12 protein-coding genes are annotated in these 17,247 nt (G+C 45.4%); 4 read left to right on the top strand and 8 right to left on the bottom strand.

The window, feature by feature from the left end:
- Positions 1 to 682: 682 nt before the first annotated feature.
- From ONT08_RS01020 to ONT08_RS01010, 3 genes are all read left to right on the top strand, one after another.
- A complete protein-coding gene (locus tag ONT08_RS01020; protein ID WP_264958822.1) occupies positions 683 to 922 on the top strand; it encodes a hypothetical protein in 240 nt (79 codons plus the stop codon).
- Positions 923 to 1,041: 119 nt separating this feature from the next.
- Complete coding sequence (locus ONT08_RS01015; RefSeq protein WP_264958820.1) at positions 1,042 to 1,257, top strand: hypothetical protein; 216 nt, start codon at positions 1,042 to 1,044, stop codon at positions 1,255 to 1,257.
- 151 nt (positions 1,258 to 1,408) lie between these two features.
- Positions 1,409 to 1,558: a hypothetical protein gene (locus ONT08_RS01010; protein WP_264958818.1), complete on the top strand. Its 150-nt coding sequence runs from the start codon at positions 1,409 to 1,411 to the stop codon at positions 1,556 to 1,558.
- A gap of 88 nt (positions 1,559 to 1,646) precedes the next feature.
- Here ONT08_RS01010 and ONT08_RS01005 read toward each other — a convergent pair whose 3' ends face one another.
- The 8 genes from ONT08_RS01005 to ONT08_RS00970 all read right to left on the bottom strand — a co-directional run bounded on the left by ONT08_RS01005 (position 1,647) and on the right by ONT08_RS00970 (position 15,537).
- Entirely contained in the window at positions 1,647 to 2,711 is a 1,065-nt protein-coding gene (locus ONT08_RS01005; protein WP_264958816.1) for a hypothetical protein, read from the bottom strand.
- 6 nt (positions 2,712 to 2,717) lie between these two features.
- The gene (locus ONT08_RS01000) at positions 2,718 to 5,075 is read right to left on the bottom strand and encodes a cellulase family glycosylhydrolase (RefSeq protein WP_264958814.1); all 2,358 of its coding nucleotides are present in this window, start codon (positions 5,073 to 5,075) and stop codon (positions 2,718 to 2,720) included.
- Positions 5,072 to 5,527, bottom strand: coding sequence for a T9SS C-terminal target domain-containing protein (locus tag ONT08_RS00995; protein WP_264958812.1), 456 nt, complete (start codon positions 5,525 to 5,527; stop codon positions 5,072 to 5,074). The genes ONT08_RS01000 and ONT08_RS00995 overlap by 4 nt, the downstream gene beginning before the upstream one ends.
- A gap of 114 nt (positions 5,528 to 5,641) precedes the next feature.
- The gene (locus tag ONT08_RS00990; RefSeq protein ID WP_264958810.1) at positions 5,642 to 7,657 is read right to left on the bottom strand and encodes an IPT/TIG domain-containing protein; all 2,016 of its coding nucleotides are present in this window, start codon (positions 7,655 to 7,657) and stop codon (positions 5,642 to 5,644) included.
- Positions 7,658 to 7,676: 19 nt separating this feature from the next.
- On the bottom strand, positions 7,677 to 9,050 hold the full coding sequence (locus ONT08_RS00985; RefSeq protein ID WP_264958807.1) for a glycan-binding surface protein: 1,374 nt from the start codon (positions 9,048 to 9,050) through the stop codon (positions 7,677 to 7,679).
- 20 nt (positions 9,051 to 9,070) lie between these two features.
- Positions 9,071 to 10,831 carry a RagB/SusD family nutrient uptake outer membrane protein gene (locus ONT08_RS00980; protein ID WP_264958805.1) on the bottom strand — a complete coding sequence of 587 codons (1,761 nt, stop codon included), beginning with the start codon at positions 10,829 to 10,831 and terminating at the stop codon, positions 9,071 to 9,073.
- Positions 10,832 to 10,849: 18 nt separating this feature from the next.
- Positions 10,850 to 14,137 carry a SusC/RagA family TonB-linked outer membrane protein gene (locus tag ONT08_RS00975; protein ID WP_264958803.1) on the bottom strand — a complete coding sequence of 1,096 codons (3,288 nt, stop codon included), beginning with the start codon at positions 14,135 to 14,137 and terminating at the stop codon, positions 10,850 to 10,852.
- A 422-nt stretch (positions 14,138 to 14,559) separates the two neighbouring features.
- A complete protein-coding gene (locus tag ONT08_RS00970; protein ID WP_118201933.1) occupies positions 14,560 to 15,537 on the bottom strand; it encodes an IS982 family transposase in 978 nt (325 codons plus the stop codon).
- A 416-nt stretch (positions 15,538 to 15,953) separates the two neighbouring features.
- Between ONT08_RS00970 and ONT08_RS00965 the strand changes: the two genes are divergently transcribed.
- Positions 15,954 to 17,243 (top strand): acetylxylan esterase, encoded by a 1,290-nt coding sequence (locus ONT08_RS00965; RefSeq protein ID WP_264959552.1) that lies wholly within the window; start codon positions 15,954 to 15,956, stop codon positions 17,241 to 17,243.
- Positions 17,244 to 17,247 lie beyond the last annotated feature (4 nt).

Raw genomic sequence — 17,247 nt, 5'->3', positions numbered from 1 at the left:
GTATAATCTCCAATGCTGTTCCCGAAATTGCGTCCCGACGTAGCATCTGGTACGTCCCGACGTGATAACAGACGCGTCACGACGCAGCGCCAGATACGTCGCGATGTAATTTCGGATACATCCTGTCCAGATTCAAGTGAGCCTCATTTGAACTATCGCAAGTGTTTCAACAATGATATGCAGTATCTGGTAATGTGTAGTGAGAATATTGTGAGGGATAACCCCAAATCGTGATGGATAGCGTGATGGATATTTCCGTTTTCGAAGTATCCATCACGCTATTTAAACGTCTGTATATTAGTCTGTTAAGAAGCTTGTGAGTACAAATCGTGATGGATGATAGATGATTACATAAAACTTATTCACGAATACGGCTGCATCGGGTTATAAATACGGCTGCGTAGGGTTACGAATATGGCTGCGTAGGGTTACGAATATGGCAGCGTCGGGTTACGGATATGGCAGCATTGGGTTACGAATATGGCTGCATCGGGTTAAGAATATGGCTGCGTAGGCTAACGGAGACGTATCTGTAAGCTTATCGAGACGTCTGCATCAGCTAACAGAGACGTCTGAACTCGCTAACTGAACTACTTGAGTTGCTTGATTGAACCACTTGAGTATTCTTCTTCATGTGCTTGCATGCAACCATAAAACTTTTTCAGCAACTTTTCCCGGAAGTATGGAAGAAGGCAGAGTTGAAGGCAAACATGAGGCCAACACAGAAACGGCCTTCAGCCCGTACTTAAATCACATGCGAAAGTTTAGTTTAGATAAATTGCATCAAATTCTAAAAGAAATGGCATGTAGAAAGAATAGTATTGATAATGAGCAAGATAATATCATGTATTTCGCTACTTTTGTCATATATTTGCCACCGAAAAGAACCAATAAACGTGTTGATTCTAAAAACAATATTTAAACCTATAAAATATATAAAGCTTATGAAAAAGTTATTTACTCTAGTGTGTGGCGTATTATTTGCTATGTTTGCTAACGCAGCTACTCTTGATATTGGAGAGCCAAGCAACAATGTGAAGGATGGTGAAACTGTTTAAGCAGACTGAGGTTGAATTGACATTGGTTGAAGGTCATACTATTTTGGCTTCAGAATTTGATAAATATGCTGATGATACAAAGGTGAAACTAAGCTTCGAGAATACGACAGATCCTTATGTGTCTCGCAATGGTTGGGATATTGGTGGATTTGCCAATTCTGATAATTGGAGTCCAACCTATGAATTGAAAGCAGCTTGATGGTAAGAATTTTGATATCTTTGTTACTGTTGGTGATTTCAAGAAGGCTGCCAAAAATGGTACAGATGCTTATGTTGATGGTGAATCTCATAAGGGTGGTGTAACTTTCAATATCTATAATGAATGCAAGTTAGTTCACGCTTATGTATTATTGGTAGACAATACTCCAGCTAATATATCAAATGCGCTTGTAGCTCCAGCTGCTAAGAATGCTCCGGTTTACAACCTCGCTGGTCAGCAGGTTGATGCATCTTATAAGGGTGTAGTAATCAAGAACGGTAAAAAGTACGTTCAGAAATAGTATAGAGTTATATTTTTAGTTTGTTGAAAAGAAAAGAGAGGGTATGTGAATGCCCTCTCTTTTTGATTTTATCCGTTTCGAACATTGATTAATGTTCAAGATATAGTCCGTTTAGCTTTTCCAGGAAAACACAAACTTCATCATTTATCATTTCCATGAACCCATGAGTCTTCTTGTTCGATACACCAGGATATGGAGTATAGTAATGCTCCTCAATCGGTTCTCCCTGGTTTCTTCCAAACATCAGGTAAGCTATGTGATGCTGCTTGAGTACTGTAAGCAATGTCTCTGAAAAAACACTGGAATCACCAATAGATTCTACTCCTGTTGTCAGTCCGAAGGCATTGTTGTGGTCTTGGGCAAAAGGCAGAGCCTGCTTCACAATCTCCTTGATGCTCTTCTGGTAGAGTGGGAGGTCGATGGCATTTTTGCTTTGCAGATATGTCACGTTGATCACATCAATCTTGTTGTCCGGATAGCGATCCATCAGATGCTTGCCCGGCTGGTAGGTTTCAGAATAACTATAAACTACATTCGTTACATCCTCGTCATCCAAGAGATCCTGTATCTTCTTGTAAAGACTGATATAGTCGTCTTTGCTGAGTTTACAGTACCATGTCTTACCATCTATAGGAAGAAGATTGAGTACTACAGGTGCTTTGATACCATAACCATCTTGCAGGGTATCAAGATATTTGGCAACCTGTTTGGTATATTCCTCCAGCATATCATCATTGCCGTTATAATCAGGCATTGTCCAGTTCATGATGAGTAAGCCTCCCTTACGGAAGTGTTTCAGCACATCTTCCCGGATAGCCTTGAAAGGAACTCCATCTGCATTCTGCTGCTTTCCGCTCTCGATGCCGGCAAGTTCATAGCCATTGGCTGCCGGACGGTAACCGCAGAGAGTTTTCAAGTCGCATCGGTCGCTGTCACATTGCCAGCGATTCCAGCCTATTCCGGTTAAGGTTCCATACATCTGGCCTATCAGCGTACCTTTGTTGGCATACGCCTTGATGTTGGTTTTCAGATTCTCTGTGCGGGTTGTGAGACCGCTCATGGCAATCTCGTCATACGCTTTCTTTTTCTTCTCACCGCATGAAGAGAAAGCCAGGAGGGCCGCGAACATCAATATAATATATTTGATTCTCATAATTTGTTATTCATTATAAGCCTTTTTCATAGCTTCCACTACTGTAGGGAGTGTCCACTGAGGAACCGTTCTGTCTTTCTCAGTGAAGATGCTCATCCAGTAGAAGGTCGCTACGCCGTATGCCTTTGCCTGCTTCACGATGTCGGCAGCCTGGTCGGCAGCAGCCTGAATCTCGCTGGCAGAACTGTTTTTGCTGACACTCTTGCTTCCGTGAGTACCGTATTCACCGATGATGCAAGGGATGCCCTTGCTGATGAACTTGCTATTCAGACGGGTGAACATATCTGCGATTTCCTTGCTACAGGAAGCATCCCATTTGCCTTTGGTAAACCAGTCCCATGGAGCATAGGTGTGAACCTCTACAGCGATGTGACCTTCTACCTTGTCGGTAGGGATAGTGAGGTTGTTCAAAACCTCGTCTCCGCTAGCTGCTGCATAGGTATTGACGATGAGGTTGCGGGTCTCGTTGTTGCCACCGGTAGCACGTACTGCATTCACGAAACTCTGGGCATATCCGTTCAAACCTACGTAGCTGCTAGCATTCTTTGGTGCATTCCAGGTGTTGTCGGCATCAAGCATTTCGTTGTAACCTTCGAACACCAGATGATGGTCGTAGTTCTTGAAACGGGTGGCAATCTGGGTCCAGAGATATTCAAACTTCTCCTTGTTCTCCTTATAGTTGGCTTCATCAGCCTTGATCCAGTGCTTCACATCCTTATCGTCTGCACCTGTATCATGGTGAACATTCAGGATGCAGTACATACCGTTATCAATCACGTAATCAACGATTTCCTGTATTCTGTTCATCCAGGCTTCATCCACGGTTCCGTCTGCCTTCATGTGCTGGAACCAGGTAACGGGGATGCGGACGGAATTAAAACCGTTCTTCTTCAGGAAATCTACCATCGGTTTGGTCGTTGGCTCCTGTCCCCAAGCTTTCTCGAAATCAGTAACAGAATTGCTGTTCATGTTCATCCACATGGCTACCACATCTGTGCAGTTGCCGAAATTGGTACCGATGCCCATGTTCTTCACAGCATCTACTGCGCTTTCCTCTACGTAGTTGGCATTCAGGTTCACCTGGTCACGGGTAATCACGTTCTTGCTGCTCAATGCTGCCTTCCACCAGTCGTTGGATGGCATGTTGCTTCCATACCAAGGCATGAAGAAACTCCATTTCGCGCCAGCGTTCCAAGCTTCGTCAATACCTGCTGTAGCTGTATTGTTTTTGGCATCAGTTCCGCACTCAGCCAGAGCGATGAGTTTACCAGGATAGCGTGCCTGAATCTCCTTGAACTCCTGAGCCTGCTTGGCAGCATCATAACCGTAGAGGTCGCGACCGATGATATCTACATACTTGTCGCCGGGATACCAGTCGGCATCATTGTCATAGGTATTGGCATCGCCATTGTAGTTCTGTGTAGTCCAAGCCCAAATCAGGTTGTGGATTCCCTTGTTCTGGAAGTAATCAAACATGGTTTGCCAAAGCTTTTTGTAAGTTTCAGCACCATCATATCCCCACCAGAACCAGGATTTGCCCCAGCTGGCACCAGATTTCAGACAGGCATTACCGGCAGCCTCATGGAAAGGACGCCAAACGGCAACAACGCCTGCATCCTGCAACTTCTGCAGAACTTCCACCACCTTGTCCATCTCCTGATAGAACCATTTGTTCTCCCAAGTGCCTGCCGTCAATACGTTGGCTGCCTTAAAGGTGGTTTCGGATGGGGTGCAGGTCACACCGCTACCATCTGTTCCCGGAGTGGTGTTTTCTGTCTTAGGCACGTTGAAGTGCCACATCAGCGATACCAGTCCGCCCTGGTCTGCCCAGTTGGTAACAGGGGTGATGTCGTTGTAGTTGATCCATCTGCTAGAACCCTGCTTAGGAACATAGATATGGATAAAATCATAGCAGTTCATGGCAGGATATTTGCCTGTTGCCTTATAGATTTTGTCTGCTTCCTGGGTGTTCCAGTTGACGTAGGCGATGACCGAAGAGATGGTCTTGCTGCCATAATTCAGCTGCAGATATTTGTATAGACGCTTGGTCTTTTCTGTAGCAGCAGGGTCAGCGAGATTCACATCGCCTACTTCGCTTTCGTGATAGATAGAGAAGACAACATTGTTAATCTTGTTGATGTCGTAGGTTTCGAAAGCACCGAATTCTTCAAAGCCTTTCACATAAATTTCCAGTTGGTTGTTGGCATTGTGCTTCATGCTGCTGATGGTATTGCTTTCGCCAGTCAGATTCCATTCAGCTTGCTTTCCTTCCGAATTGTTGATGGTAATCTTGTCACCATCAGTTTGTGCTAAGGCAGTGAATGAAATCATTACTGCCAGAAGTGAGAGTAATATCTTTTTCATTGTCTTGCTACTTTGATGGATTTGTTATTGATTTTGATGATGTATACGCCGTGGGTTAAACCATCAAGAGAAATGATGGTCTTGTCGCCTGCGATGACCGGAGAGAGATTTACTGCCTTTCCGTCGAGAGCAAAGGCACTCACCTGGTTGCGGGTGCCGTCTACGATGAGGCGGTCACCTTCGAAGGCAAACTTACTGTTGGCTTCAATTTGCTGGATGCCCGTAGTGGTACCGTAGGTGAAGGTAGAAACCTTCCACAGTTCGTAACAGGCAGTAGTGGCAGTTGAAGTCACGGTCATCTTGTCATTCCCGAAGGTCACTTCCGGTAGAGTGCTCAGTGCAAACTCTATCCTGCTTCCATCGTTGAATGAAACAAACAGCGACTTGCCATCGGCAGCTTTGGCTGAGATGCAGCTGAGAGCTACCAGTAAGGATAATGCTATTTTCTTCATATCGGGTTAATGTTTTGGTTAAAATCAAAAATGTGGCGCAGTTAATATAACTACGCCACAAATTTACAAATTATATTTCACATAAATGCTTTTTTTATGTTAAATATATCTATCTTATGGGAGGATAACAATCTTGGTAACTCCTGTCAAGTCGCCCTGAATAGCAAAGCCACATGAGTTAGCAACTTCTACAGCTGTTTCATCAAAAACATATTCAAGTTTACGTTCTGAAGGATTCCAGTCTGCAATAGTTGTTATATTTGGCCAACCATTTTCATTCTTATTGATTTGTACTTGTCCCTTGACGGTAGGGTCTTTGTACACAATCAACTTAGAACCAACTTTTACCTTTACTTTTTCAAATACTTCTTTGGTCAAATAGAATTTTCCACTGCCACTTGACCATGAGAAATCAAATGGATATGTTATTTTCCCATTATCCATATTCGTTACAAGTTCTGCGATATCCTTTTCTGCAGGAACCACCTTGAACTCAGGACCTTCAATCTTGTTGCCGTCTGGGTCTTCCATCACGATCTTGTAGGTATCAACTTCTGCATTGGCAGGAACCTGGCATACAATCTCTGTATTGGTACGAGAAGTATAGCGGTTTACCTTGTAAGAACCGATATAGAGGTTCTGGATGTTTTGGAAGTTCTTGCCAGTGATGGTGATGGTTGAACCTGCTGTAGCTTCTCCAGGAGTGATAGAAGCGATAGCTGGATCGGTAGCTGCCTTGATGCTCAATGCATCCTTCTTCACCTCTATGGTTGTACCATTCTTCAGGTTGAGCTTGAAGCCTGTACCGGCGCATGCTGCAGGAACTGTTACTGCGATGGCATTGGCATTCTGAGCTGCAAATTTCTCAACGGTCTGTTCTACATCGCCAGGGAAGGTGATGCTTGCTACGAGGTCGAGATCTGTACCCTTGATGATGGTCTTATCGCCAGCTGTGATAGCTGCTGGTGTGCAAGAAGCTACGGTTGGCTTCACCAAAGTATAGGCTACTGTTACAGTCTTGCCGTTGGCGAGACTCAGGATGATGCCATTGGCGTCCTTGGTTTTCTCCTGTGCATCCTCTGGAACAGTGGCAGTTACCTTGGTTGTCTCTACCTTGTTGAGCTGAGATGCTGCAGCATTAGGGAATGCAATGCCTGTAATCAGATCCATATCCTTACCGGTAATGGTGAGTTCTGCACCATTCTTCACTGGGTTAGGTGTTGCAACGAGCTGGGTAGGAACTACGGTAATGATGTTGCCTACAGGAACCTCGATACCGCTCTTGGTTACTACATAGAAGGTACCGTCTGTAGCCTTGGCAGGAACAGCAACAGTAATCTCTGCTACGCTCTGTGACTTGAAGTCGGCTGCATTTACAGTAGCGCCCTCAAACTTCACGCTGACAATCTGGTCGAATGAAGTACCCTTGATGCTGAGAATTTCGCCAGCCTTGATGTTGCGGTCCTTGATAGGAGTAGCCTCTGGAGTATTGATGGTCAACTCTTCCTTGGTCTCCAGGGAAGTACCGTCCTTGGTGGCGTCTGTCAATGTGATGACACCTGTACGAGCCTCTGCCGGAATCTTTACCTGGATGGTATAGCGGTCGTGGCTTTCAAATTCAGCTTCCTTGATGGTATCGCTGCCTGCGAAAATCACACCATGCATCAGGTTGAGGTAATCACCCTTGATGGTTACTACGTCGCCAACATTACCTACCATAGTACCTTCGCTACCTACGAAGAACTTGGTGATTTCGATGTCCTCACGATAGGTGATAGGAGATACGGATGTGATCTCGCCACCCTTCTTGGTCTTCAGGACAATCTGACCCGGTTCGCATTTCTCGGCAGGAACCTGGATGGAAATCTTACTCTGCTTACCGCTCTGGAGAGTCTCGTATGCGGTGATAGGGTCAGCACCTGGAAGGTTGACAGACTCAATCTGGTCCAGATTGGTACCATAGAGATATAAGGTACCGCCACGGAGCACTGGGCATGGACCGAATGACTGGAGGGAGATGTCGTTGCCGTACTGATCGGTAGAGAGATCATCTCCGTCGCTGCACGCTGTCAGCGATAGCCCTACGAGGGCTACCACCAACATGGCGAATATTTTGCTTATCTTTTTCATATCAATTCAGATTATAAGTTTATTTGTTTGGAACCACACGGATGTTGTCAATCTTGATGATTGGGTTACAATCCACACCGATAGGCAATACGCTGGCATCGTTGTAAGCACCCTTGACAATAAAGATGTTGAAGGCACTGAAGTCGTTCACACCTGTATAGCTCAATCCCTTGTTGCCATCGTAGTCATAAACGAAGTCTGCCAATGGAATGGTTACGGTTACCCACTTACCTTCGGTGTTATATGTCTTGTCGTCTGTATTCTGCCATGGCATGTAGAGGGCACGTGCCAACTTACCCTGTTCGCGGAAGAAGGTGTTGTTTGCTCCTGCCAATACGTTGCCATAGATATCCTGTACACCTGCACCACCATTGGAAACCTGGCTTACGCTACCAAAGTAAATCTGCATAGGTGCAGCCGACCAACCGTTGTCCTTTGGTATGCACATCTCAAACTTCAGGCTCATGTTCTTCCAATCGCTGAAGTCTGCAAGATCCTGCATACGTGGACGGCTGGAGTAGGTCTCTGGGTCCTGCCAGCTTCCTGGCCAGTACTCGAACGAGAAGTTACCGTCGTTCCAGCCACCATCTGCGCCCATGGCTGTCTCACCGAGAACCATGTAGTTGCCAGAGAGTGATGTGCCATCGGATGTGATGGTTCGATTGTGCCAACCATTGTTGCCCAATACATCTCCACCTTCCTTCCAAGGAGTATCGAAGTCGAAGAGCATACCGCGGTTGTCCATATAGCGGAAACCAGCCTTGGTAGTACCGTTGATGGTTGTGATGGTGATAGGCTCGTGCTTAGGCATATCCTCTGGCATGTTGAAGCGGATGCTGTTCTGGCTGATCTTCAGGTCCTCGTAAGGAATGGTGTAGTTATCACCCACCTTGATAGTCAGATGACTGTTGTCGTAATCCAGGAAGTAGTCGCCCTTGATGGTTACTTCTTCGCCTGGAGCTGCCCACTCGTTGCTCATGCTGTTGATGGTTGGAGCTGGCACGATGGTCTTGAAATCGTAAGCCACGGTGTCCTGCTTGCTGGTGATGAAGTAGATCTTATCACTTACCTCGTTAGGGATAGCCTTTGGCACGGTTACGATGATGGTGTTGTCCGTCATGTAACTGGTGTTCAGGACTGCTGCCTGGTCGTTGAAGTTGATCTTGGTCACACTTTTCAGGTTTCTACCCACAATACAGATGGTATTGTTGAGAGATGCACCAGTAAGCAGTGAGTCTTTGCTGGCAGCATCCACAGGGCGAACATAATCGATGGTAGGAGTTCCGCCTGCAACTTCATACTTGTCTGGCTCGTCCTCGCAAGAAGTGAATCCTGCGCTGGCTGCAACAAGTGCCATGGCGAATAAAGCCCCATTTATATTCTTGATATTCATAATGAAATTCTCTTAATTGATTAATAACTATATGTGTTACGTACATCTACATGGATTGGAGTAGCATTGCTACCCAGGTTAGGGTTCAGGGCTACATCCTCTGTTGGGAATGGCAATGTAAAGCTGTTGGCTGTTACGTTAGGTGCTGGTGTATTCTCATCATACTGCATCTCAGAGCTGTCCCATGTGCCATTGTTGTAGTATGCCTTGTAAACTGCATCGCAATTCCACATAGCATTGCGGTGCTGTGCCTTCAATTCCTTGATGCAGCTATCTACATCGTAGTATGCACGGCGTACATAGTCGTACCAGCGGTCGCCCTCACCAGCAAACTCCAGGCGGCGCTCCTTCCAGATGTCATCGAATGTAAGAGAGGTCTTTCTTACGAATCCCTGCCACTCGTATGCACGGCCACGAACCTTGTTGAAGCAATCCAGGGCAAGTGCATCGGTATTGTTACCCATCTGTACCTGTGCCTCTGCATAAATCAGATAAATGTCTGACAAACGGAGGAGTGGAGTAGGGAGAGCATTAGACATACGGGTTGGAGTGATGCCCAATTCTTCCTTGTGGTCATAGTTGTCACCATAGAGGTGCTTCACGTTGCTACCACCGCAAGGACCCTGGCACTGACCAGTTGCAGCTGCATTGTAACCCTTGTTATACCAGAAATCCAGGTAAGAGAATCCTTTCTTTAGACCGTCCTTCTGTGCATTGGCAGGAAGGTCGTGGTCTCTCCAGAAGTAAGAATATACATCGCCTGGCATCATGATGGTTGCCTTACGACGGTGGTCAGGATCTACACGGTTTGCTGGATCATCCTTAGGAGATACACCGAAGGCTTCCATCAAATCGATAGATGGACCGCCCCAACCGCCCCAGCAGTCACCATTCTCATCGAAACCTTCTGGAGCCAAGTCGCTCTGGAGGGTGTTCTGAGAAGTCCACTGAGTACCTACTGTCCAGCGCCATGCAATCAGAATTTCGTCGCAGAACTGGTTAGAGCCACGGAAGATGTCCTCGTAGTGCTCCATCAGTCCTCTGCCTGAGTTCTCGATGACATCCTTTGAATATTCGGCAGCTTTCTTCAAATCTTCCTGGTTCAAGGTGCCGGAAACACCAGCCTTGGTCAGATAAACCTTACTGAGCAGACCTTCTGCACAGTAGTAGTCGATGCGACCCGAAGTGCTCTTTTCCTTAGGAAGAAGCTCCATCGCCTTTTCCAGGGTCATGATGATATATTCATAAACATCAGCTTTCTCTACCTTGCTAACACTATTGTAGTCACCTTTACCAAGACTTTCTGAGTTGCTGTGGATGATAGGCACATCGCCGAAGGTACGTACCAGATAAAAGTATGCCATCGCCTTCCAGGCAAGACACTCGCCCATGCACTGGTTTTTTACCTTTTCTGAGGTGTTGATGGCGTTCTTCAATGATTCGTAAACGGTACTGCAGTGACCAATCTCTGCCCAGAGTGAGTAAGACATGTTTACCAGGTCCTCATCGGTACCATTGGTACTGAAGTTCATGTAAGGGCTTGAGCCCCAATACATATTACCCGACATAACCTCACCAACCTTGATGAAACCACGCTGGAAATCATACCAAGGTGAGTTAGAGAGATAGTTTACGCCCGAGATGCAGGAAGCATCACCGTTGTAATAGTTCTCTGTGTTGTAATTGTCCTCTACAGGTTTGTCAAGGAAGTCTCCGCAAGAGGTCATTCCCATACCGAGGAGCATTACAAATGCTGTATATTTAATATTCTTAAATTTCATAACTGTTCGTTTTGGATATTAGAATGATAAGTTCAAACCAAATGTAACGGTGGTTGGAGAAGGGTAGCGACCGAAATCCAGACCATATACATTCGCACTCTGAGTAGAGAGACCTACCTCTGGGTCGTAACCGCTGTAACCGGTGATGGTGAAGAGGTTAGATGCTGTGAGAGTCAGTCGGAGATTGGTCAGACCAATCTTCTGGATGAGCTTCTGGTCGAATGTGTATCCCAGAGCCATGCTCTTCAAGCGGAGGTATGAACCATCCTCGATATAACGGTCGCTGAATGCGTCGTTATCGTTAGGGTCGTTGATGGATGCACGTGGGTACATCGAGTTTGGATTGTCAACGGTCAGATTAGAGATGTTGTCATACCAGTTACCAGTCTGGTTACCATCCTTGGCTACGAGGTGAACTCGCTTGTTGACATCTTTCAACTGGTTGCTCCATGGAGAGTTCATGTGAGTCATCTTCATGTTCAGATAGTTGGCTACCTTGGCGCCTACAGAACCATTGATGAAGATATTCAGGTCGAAGTTCTTGTAGCGGAAGGTATTGTTCCATCCGAAGGTCCACTTTGGCAGTGGAGAACCGATGTTGGTCTTATCATTCTCGTCGATGATACCATCGCCGTTGATATCCTTGTACTTCAAGTCACCTACATAGGTGGTGTTGCTGCGGCTGAACTTAGATGGGTCGTCAATCCATGCATAGTGCTTGGTGCCATCTGCATCTGTTGTTACAGAGATTGGGTTGTTCTTCTGCAGGGTCTGTACTGGAGAACTGATGATATCGTTGTAATCCTTATATACTCCCTCTACTACGTAACCGTAGAAGTTGTAGAGTGATTCGCCTGGTGCAGAACGGGAAACAACGTCGCTCCACTGTCCCTTACCGAGCAATGCGGTACTGCCGGAAAGACTCTTCAACTTGTTCTTGTTGATAGAGATGGTGACGTCTGAACTCCAGTCGAAGTCCTTGGTGACGATAGGGTGGGTGTTGAGGGCAATCTCAAGACCGGTGTTCTCGATGTCGCCATAGTTTCCGTATGGTGCAGCGAGGGCTGAAGATGCATTACCGCTGGTACCCATGATGGAAGGCAGGTTGAGCTGCATCAGCATGTCCTTACTTATCTTCTTGTACCAGTCTACGGTCAGGTTCACACGGCTGTTGAAGAAACTGAGGTCGAGACCTACGTTCCACTGCTCCTGAGTCTCCCACTTGATGTCAAGGTTCTTCAGGTTGGCAGGACGGAAACTGGTACCCAGGGCTGTATCCATGGTGCTCATCGCAGAACCCCACTTGTAACCACCGATATTGGAGTTACCTGTCTGACCCCAACCGAGACGCAACTTACCATTGCTCAACCACTTGATGCTCTTCATGAACTGCTCGTTGGTGAAACGCCAACCCAAAGCCAATGAATGGAAACCTGCCCAACGGTTGTTTGGACCGAAGTTGGAACTACCATCATAACGATAAGTATAGGTAGCGAGGTAACGGTCGTCGTAGTTGTAAGTCTCACGGGTGAAGAAGGAAGCCATAGATGAACTTCCCCAACCTGAACCAATCTGTGGGTCGCCCTGGCCCAATGCTGGGTTGTGAACTACATCGTTAGGAAGATTGGTGTTGAATGCTGATACATAGTCATATTTTGATTCCCAGCACTCCTGTCCGAGCATAGCTGTGATACTATGTTTGCCGATAGTTGTAGAATATTGCAGATAGTTGTTCAATGACCAGAAGGTATTGCTGTTCTTCTGCAGACGGCTTTGGTTGCTCTGACGCTTCCAGGTACCGAGGTCAATCATCGGGTTGTAGGTCTCTGCCTTGGATGCACCGATATCGAAACCCAACTGGCTATGCCAGGTTAAGCCCTTCATCAGGGTGATATCTGCAAAGACACTACCGTTTAAGCTCTGGCGGTCGAGCAGAATATCGTCTTCCATAGCCATGGCGATAGGGTTAGGATTGGTGAATCCTTCCTTAGATACGCTTGAGTAGCCGCCATCAATATTGTAAATCTGGATATCTGGAGGTGTAGTCAATGAGTAGTTGATCAAACCTTCTGCACCGTCTGCCAGCTTCAAGCTTTCTGCTGTCTTTGAATAAGTTGCGTTCAAGCCGAGCTTGAACCACTTCTTCAACTGTGCAGAGAGGTTCACACGCATAGAGTAGCGCTGGAATTCAGATCCGATGATGGTACCATCCTGGTCTGTCCAGTTGCCTGAAATATAGTAGTTTACCTTATCTGTACCACCCTCTGCGGCAATCTGGTGAGACTGCTGCCATGCTGTCTGGAAAATAGCATCCTGCCAGTTGGTACCGATACCGAGGATTGATGGATCGCTATATACTGGGTCTGGCTTGGAGATTTCGCCCTGGTTAGCCAGATCGTTGTAATATTCTGCAAACTCGCGCAAGTTCATGATATCCAGGCGCTTGCTCTGTCGGCTTGCAGCTACGCTACCGGTATAGGTAAACTTAGCTTCGCCTGCCTTACCCTTCTTAGTAGTAATCAAAACGACACCATTGGCACCCTGTGCACCATAAATGGCGGTAGCAGAAGCATCCTTCAACACTTCCATGCTGACGATATCGCTAGGGTTGATCAAAGACAATGGAGATACTGCAGAGTGAGAACCATTACCGAGCTTGTCACCCAAACCGAGTGATGAACCACTGTTGCTCTGGGAGTTGAAGATGACACCATCTACAACGTACAATGGCTCTGAGTTGGCGTTGATGGTAGCGATACCACGAACGCTAACGGCTACGGCAGAACCTGGCTGACCGGAAGTCTGGACAGCGTTCACACCGGAAATCTTACCCTGGAATGCCTGGTCTACGTTGGTGATAGGAGTCTGCTTCAATGTCTTTTCATCCATGGAAGCAGAAGCACCAGCGAGGTCGCTCTTCTTCATGGTACCATAACCTACAACTACCACCTCGTCAAGACTGTTGTTGTCTTCTACCAAAGTGATGTCGTACTTGCTCTGGCCTCCTACTTTGAAAGTTTTGGTAACATAGCCTACGTAAGTTACCTCTACAGTCTGTCCGGCACCTACATTCAGTGTGTAGTTACCATCAAAGTCTGTCACTGCGGCATTTTTTGTGCCTTTCACTTTTACTGTTGCACCGATGATAGGACCCATTGCATCGGATACGTTACCAGTAATCTTCTTGGTCTGTTGCACAGCCTGATTCGTTGTGATCTGGGCTGCGAAAGTTTGCTGAGGGGAGATGCCGAGAAGACTCAGGGCAGCTACACTAGCAAGCAACTTTTCTCTACTTTTAAAGTTCATACAATTTTTGTTAGTTGGTTAAAACAGTTTGGCTCTTTCACTTATATGATCGATACGGGAAAGAATCCAAAACGGATTAGTGCTCTCTGATTATTCCTTCGTCATCTTTTTCTGATGAGAAGAAAGGGCTAGAGGCTAGCTCTAGGTTGCATTTGCTTTTTCCATTGTTGTGATTATATTTATTTGTTTTATATTGTTTATTCTAAACCTTTAGGCTATTTTGTAAATCTGCTGCAAAGATAGCTATTTTTTGCAAAATAGCTTGTACATATTTTGCTGATTACTAATACTTTTCTGCTTTATTGAAAATAAAATGTAATTTTCGTCATATTTATTAAAGATTAAGTGTTAGCGTTACAATTTATTTACTTGATGGTTGATTTATATTGGTTATTCTATTATATGTCTACCTGTTGGCGGAATTAGTTTAGCGCATATTTAACCCTGCCAATCGGTCTATTGTTTACATAATTTATATATTGCAAGACAGTGAATGCGCTAATTTTCCCGATGATTCGGGTAAACAGTCCTGGTGTTTGCTTTGCGTAATTTCTGAAGAGCATGAAGTGATCACAAAGTTGAGAGAAATTGGTCTCGATTCTCTTTCTCGCCTTTGCATAAGGCTTGAATGTTGGTCTCCAATTCTTCATATTCAGACGATATGGAACTTCCAACTTAATGCCTACAGAAGAAAACAGGTCTTGCTGTAGTTCTGCACTGAGGTAAGCACGATCACCTAGGATGCAACAGTCATGAAATTGAAACTTAACATCTTTAAGAAAATGAATGTCATGAACATTAGCTGGACTCAAATCATACGAGTGGATAACTCCACTTAACCCACAGACTGCGTGGAGTTTAAATCCATAATAGTATATCTTCTGAGTGGCACAATAGCCAAATGCTGGAGAGTTTGTCACGTCTGTTCCTTTCATCTTGCAACGCAATCCTCTGGACAAACGGCATACCTCTATCGGTTTGGAATCAATGCAGAAATATTCTTCTGCGCCATCCATCTTTGATGCAATGCGCTTACGAATCGTCTCGCATAATTCCGCTGTGAATTTTCGGCGGTCATTAAATTGACGTCGAGAAATCAGGTTTGGCATTTCAGTCTTATACTCCTTCAGTCTGTCGAACAAGTTGTTTTCACTGTCGATACTTAGATGCTCAGCAGTTAAGCTCAAAGCAACAACTTCGAGGTCTGAAAAACGTGGGACGACTCCTGGGCGAGGAATATTTCCTAGCTCATTAACTAAATTTATGGAGAAATTCTTGCATATCTCAAGAATTTTTACGAAATTTGCATACAAGTTGTGCATAGCGTGAAAGATTATAACTTTATGTTTTGACACCACAAAGTTACTAAAAATCAGCGAGATGCACAACTTTTTCTCCATAAAAGATACTAATTTTTAGGCGAATTTTAATTCCGCCAATGAGTTATATGTCTATTATATATAAGGTACGCGTACATTATTTATTATATGAATTGTCATAACCTTTTGTGCTTTATTAATTGATCTTTGGGTGTTTTCGGTCAATTCTTGCGTTAAATAGAGTGTGTGTTTTGTCGTTTTCTTTGCTTTTTCTGACTTGATGTGCATCAATTCTTATTTCTTTTTTCAGATATTTTCGAATATTTTTCTGCCTTTGCAACAAAGTATGTTTATTCAGCAAAATAATACACGAATATATCGGAAATTATGCCTAACTTTGCAACCGTAAAACAGAATGTTTAACTAACAAGATTACCAACGACAATATGAATCATCGTATAGCAAATGTTTTTAGGTTAATAATTATAGGTGTTCTGATGAGTGTGCTGGGGACTTCAAGCCTCAGCGCACAAATCAGAGGAAACAACATCGTGGTAACGGTAACTCCTGATCATCAGGACTGGAATTACCGGGTGGGCGAGAAGGCTAACTTCACGGTGAATGTGAGAAAGAGCGGTACGCTACTCAACCAGGTGAAGGTAGATTATGAAGCCGGTCCGGCAATGTTTCCGGAGGTGAAGAAAAGTACCACTCTCAAGGACGGAACCATGAAATGGTGCGGCAGTCTGAACAGACCGGGCTTCTACCGCCTCAAGGTTATCGCTCATGTTGATGGCAAGGATTACGAGGGACTTTGCACGGCAGGTTTCTCTCCAGAGAAGATCCAGCCTTTCGCACAGGAACCTAAGGATTTCGATGCTTTCTGGAAGAAGGCACTGGATGAGGCAAGACAGAATGACCTCAATCCTACCAAGGTGCTTCTGCCTGAGCGTTGTACCAAGGATAAGAATGTATATGAAATCAGTTATAACAACAACCGATGGGGCTCTAAGATGTATGGCATCCTGAGTGTACCGGTAAAAGAAGGTAAGTATCCGGCTTTGCTCCGTGTACCTGGTGCGGGTGTACGCCCTTATGCCGGCGATACTTATACGGCTCCTGCTGAGTGCATCGTACTGGAAATCGGTATTCACGGTGTTCCTGTTACCATGCAGCAGAAGATTTATGATGATCTTGCCAACGGCGAACTGAATGGTTACTGGGATACCAATCTCGAGAATCCTTATCGCAATGCTTACAGACGGGTAGTAACCGGTGCTGTCCGTGGCGTGGATTATATCGCTTCGCTCCCTGAGTGGAACGGAAAGACTATCGGCGTAACGGGTTCATCACAGGGTGGATTCCTTTCCATCGCTGTAGCAGCTCTCGATAAGCGTATCACATTCCTGGCTCCAGTTCATGATGCCATGTGTGATTATGAGGCTGAGATTCACGGAGTTGCAGGCGGCTGGCCTCACTATTTCTATAAGGAAGACAAGGCACTGGGGGCTGCATGGAAAGAGCAGAAACTTACGGATTTGGAAAAGGCAAGACTCGAAGGTGCACGCTATTATGATGGCGTCAACTTCGCTCGTCGTATCACTGTTCCTGGCTGGTACAGTTTCGGTTATAATGATGAGGTGGTTCCCCCAACATCGTCTTACGGACTTTATAATTCGGTAAAAGCGCCTAAGACCTTGAGTCTGTACCAGATGACCGGTCATTACTGGTATCAGGAGCAGTGGGATGAATGGCAGGCTTGGATTATTCAGCAATTAAAGAAATAGATAT

The sequence above is a fragment of the Segatella copri genome (genome assembly GCF_026015465.1).
Classification (GTDB): domain Bacteria; phylum Bacteroidota; class Bacteroidia; order Bacteroidales; family Bacteroidaceae; genus Prevotella; species Prevotella copri_E.
The sequence above is the reverse complement of the archived record's forward strand: the minus strand, read 5'-3'. Positions and strand labels throughout refer to the sequence as shown.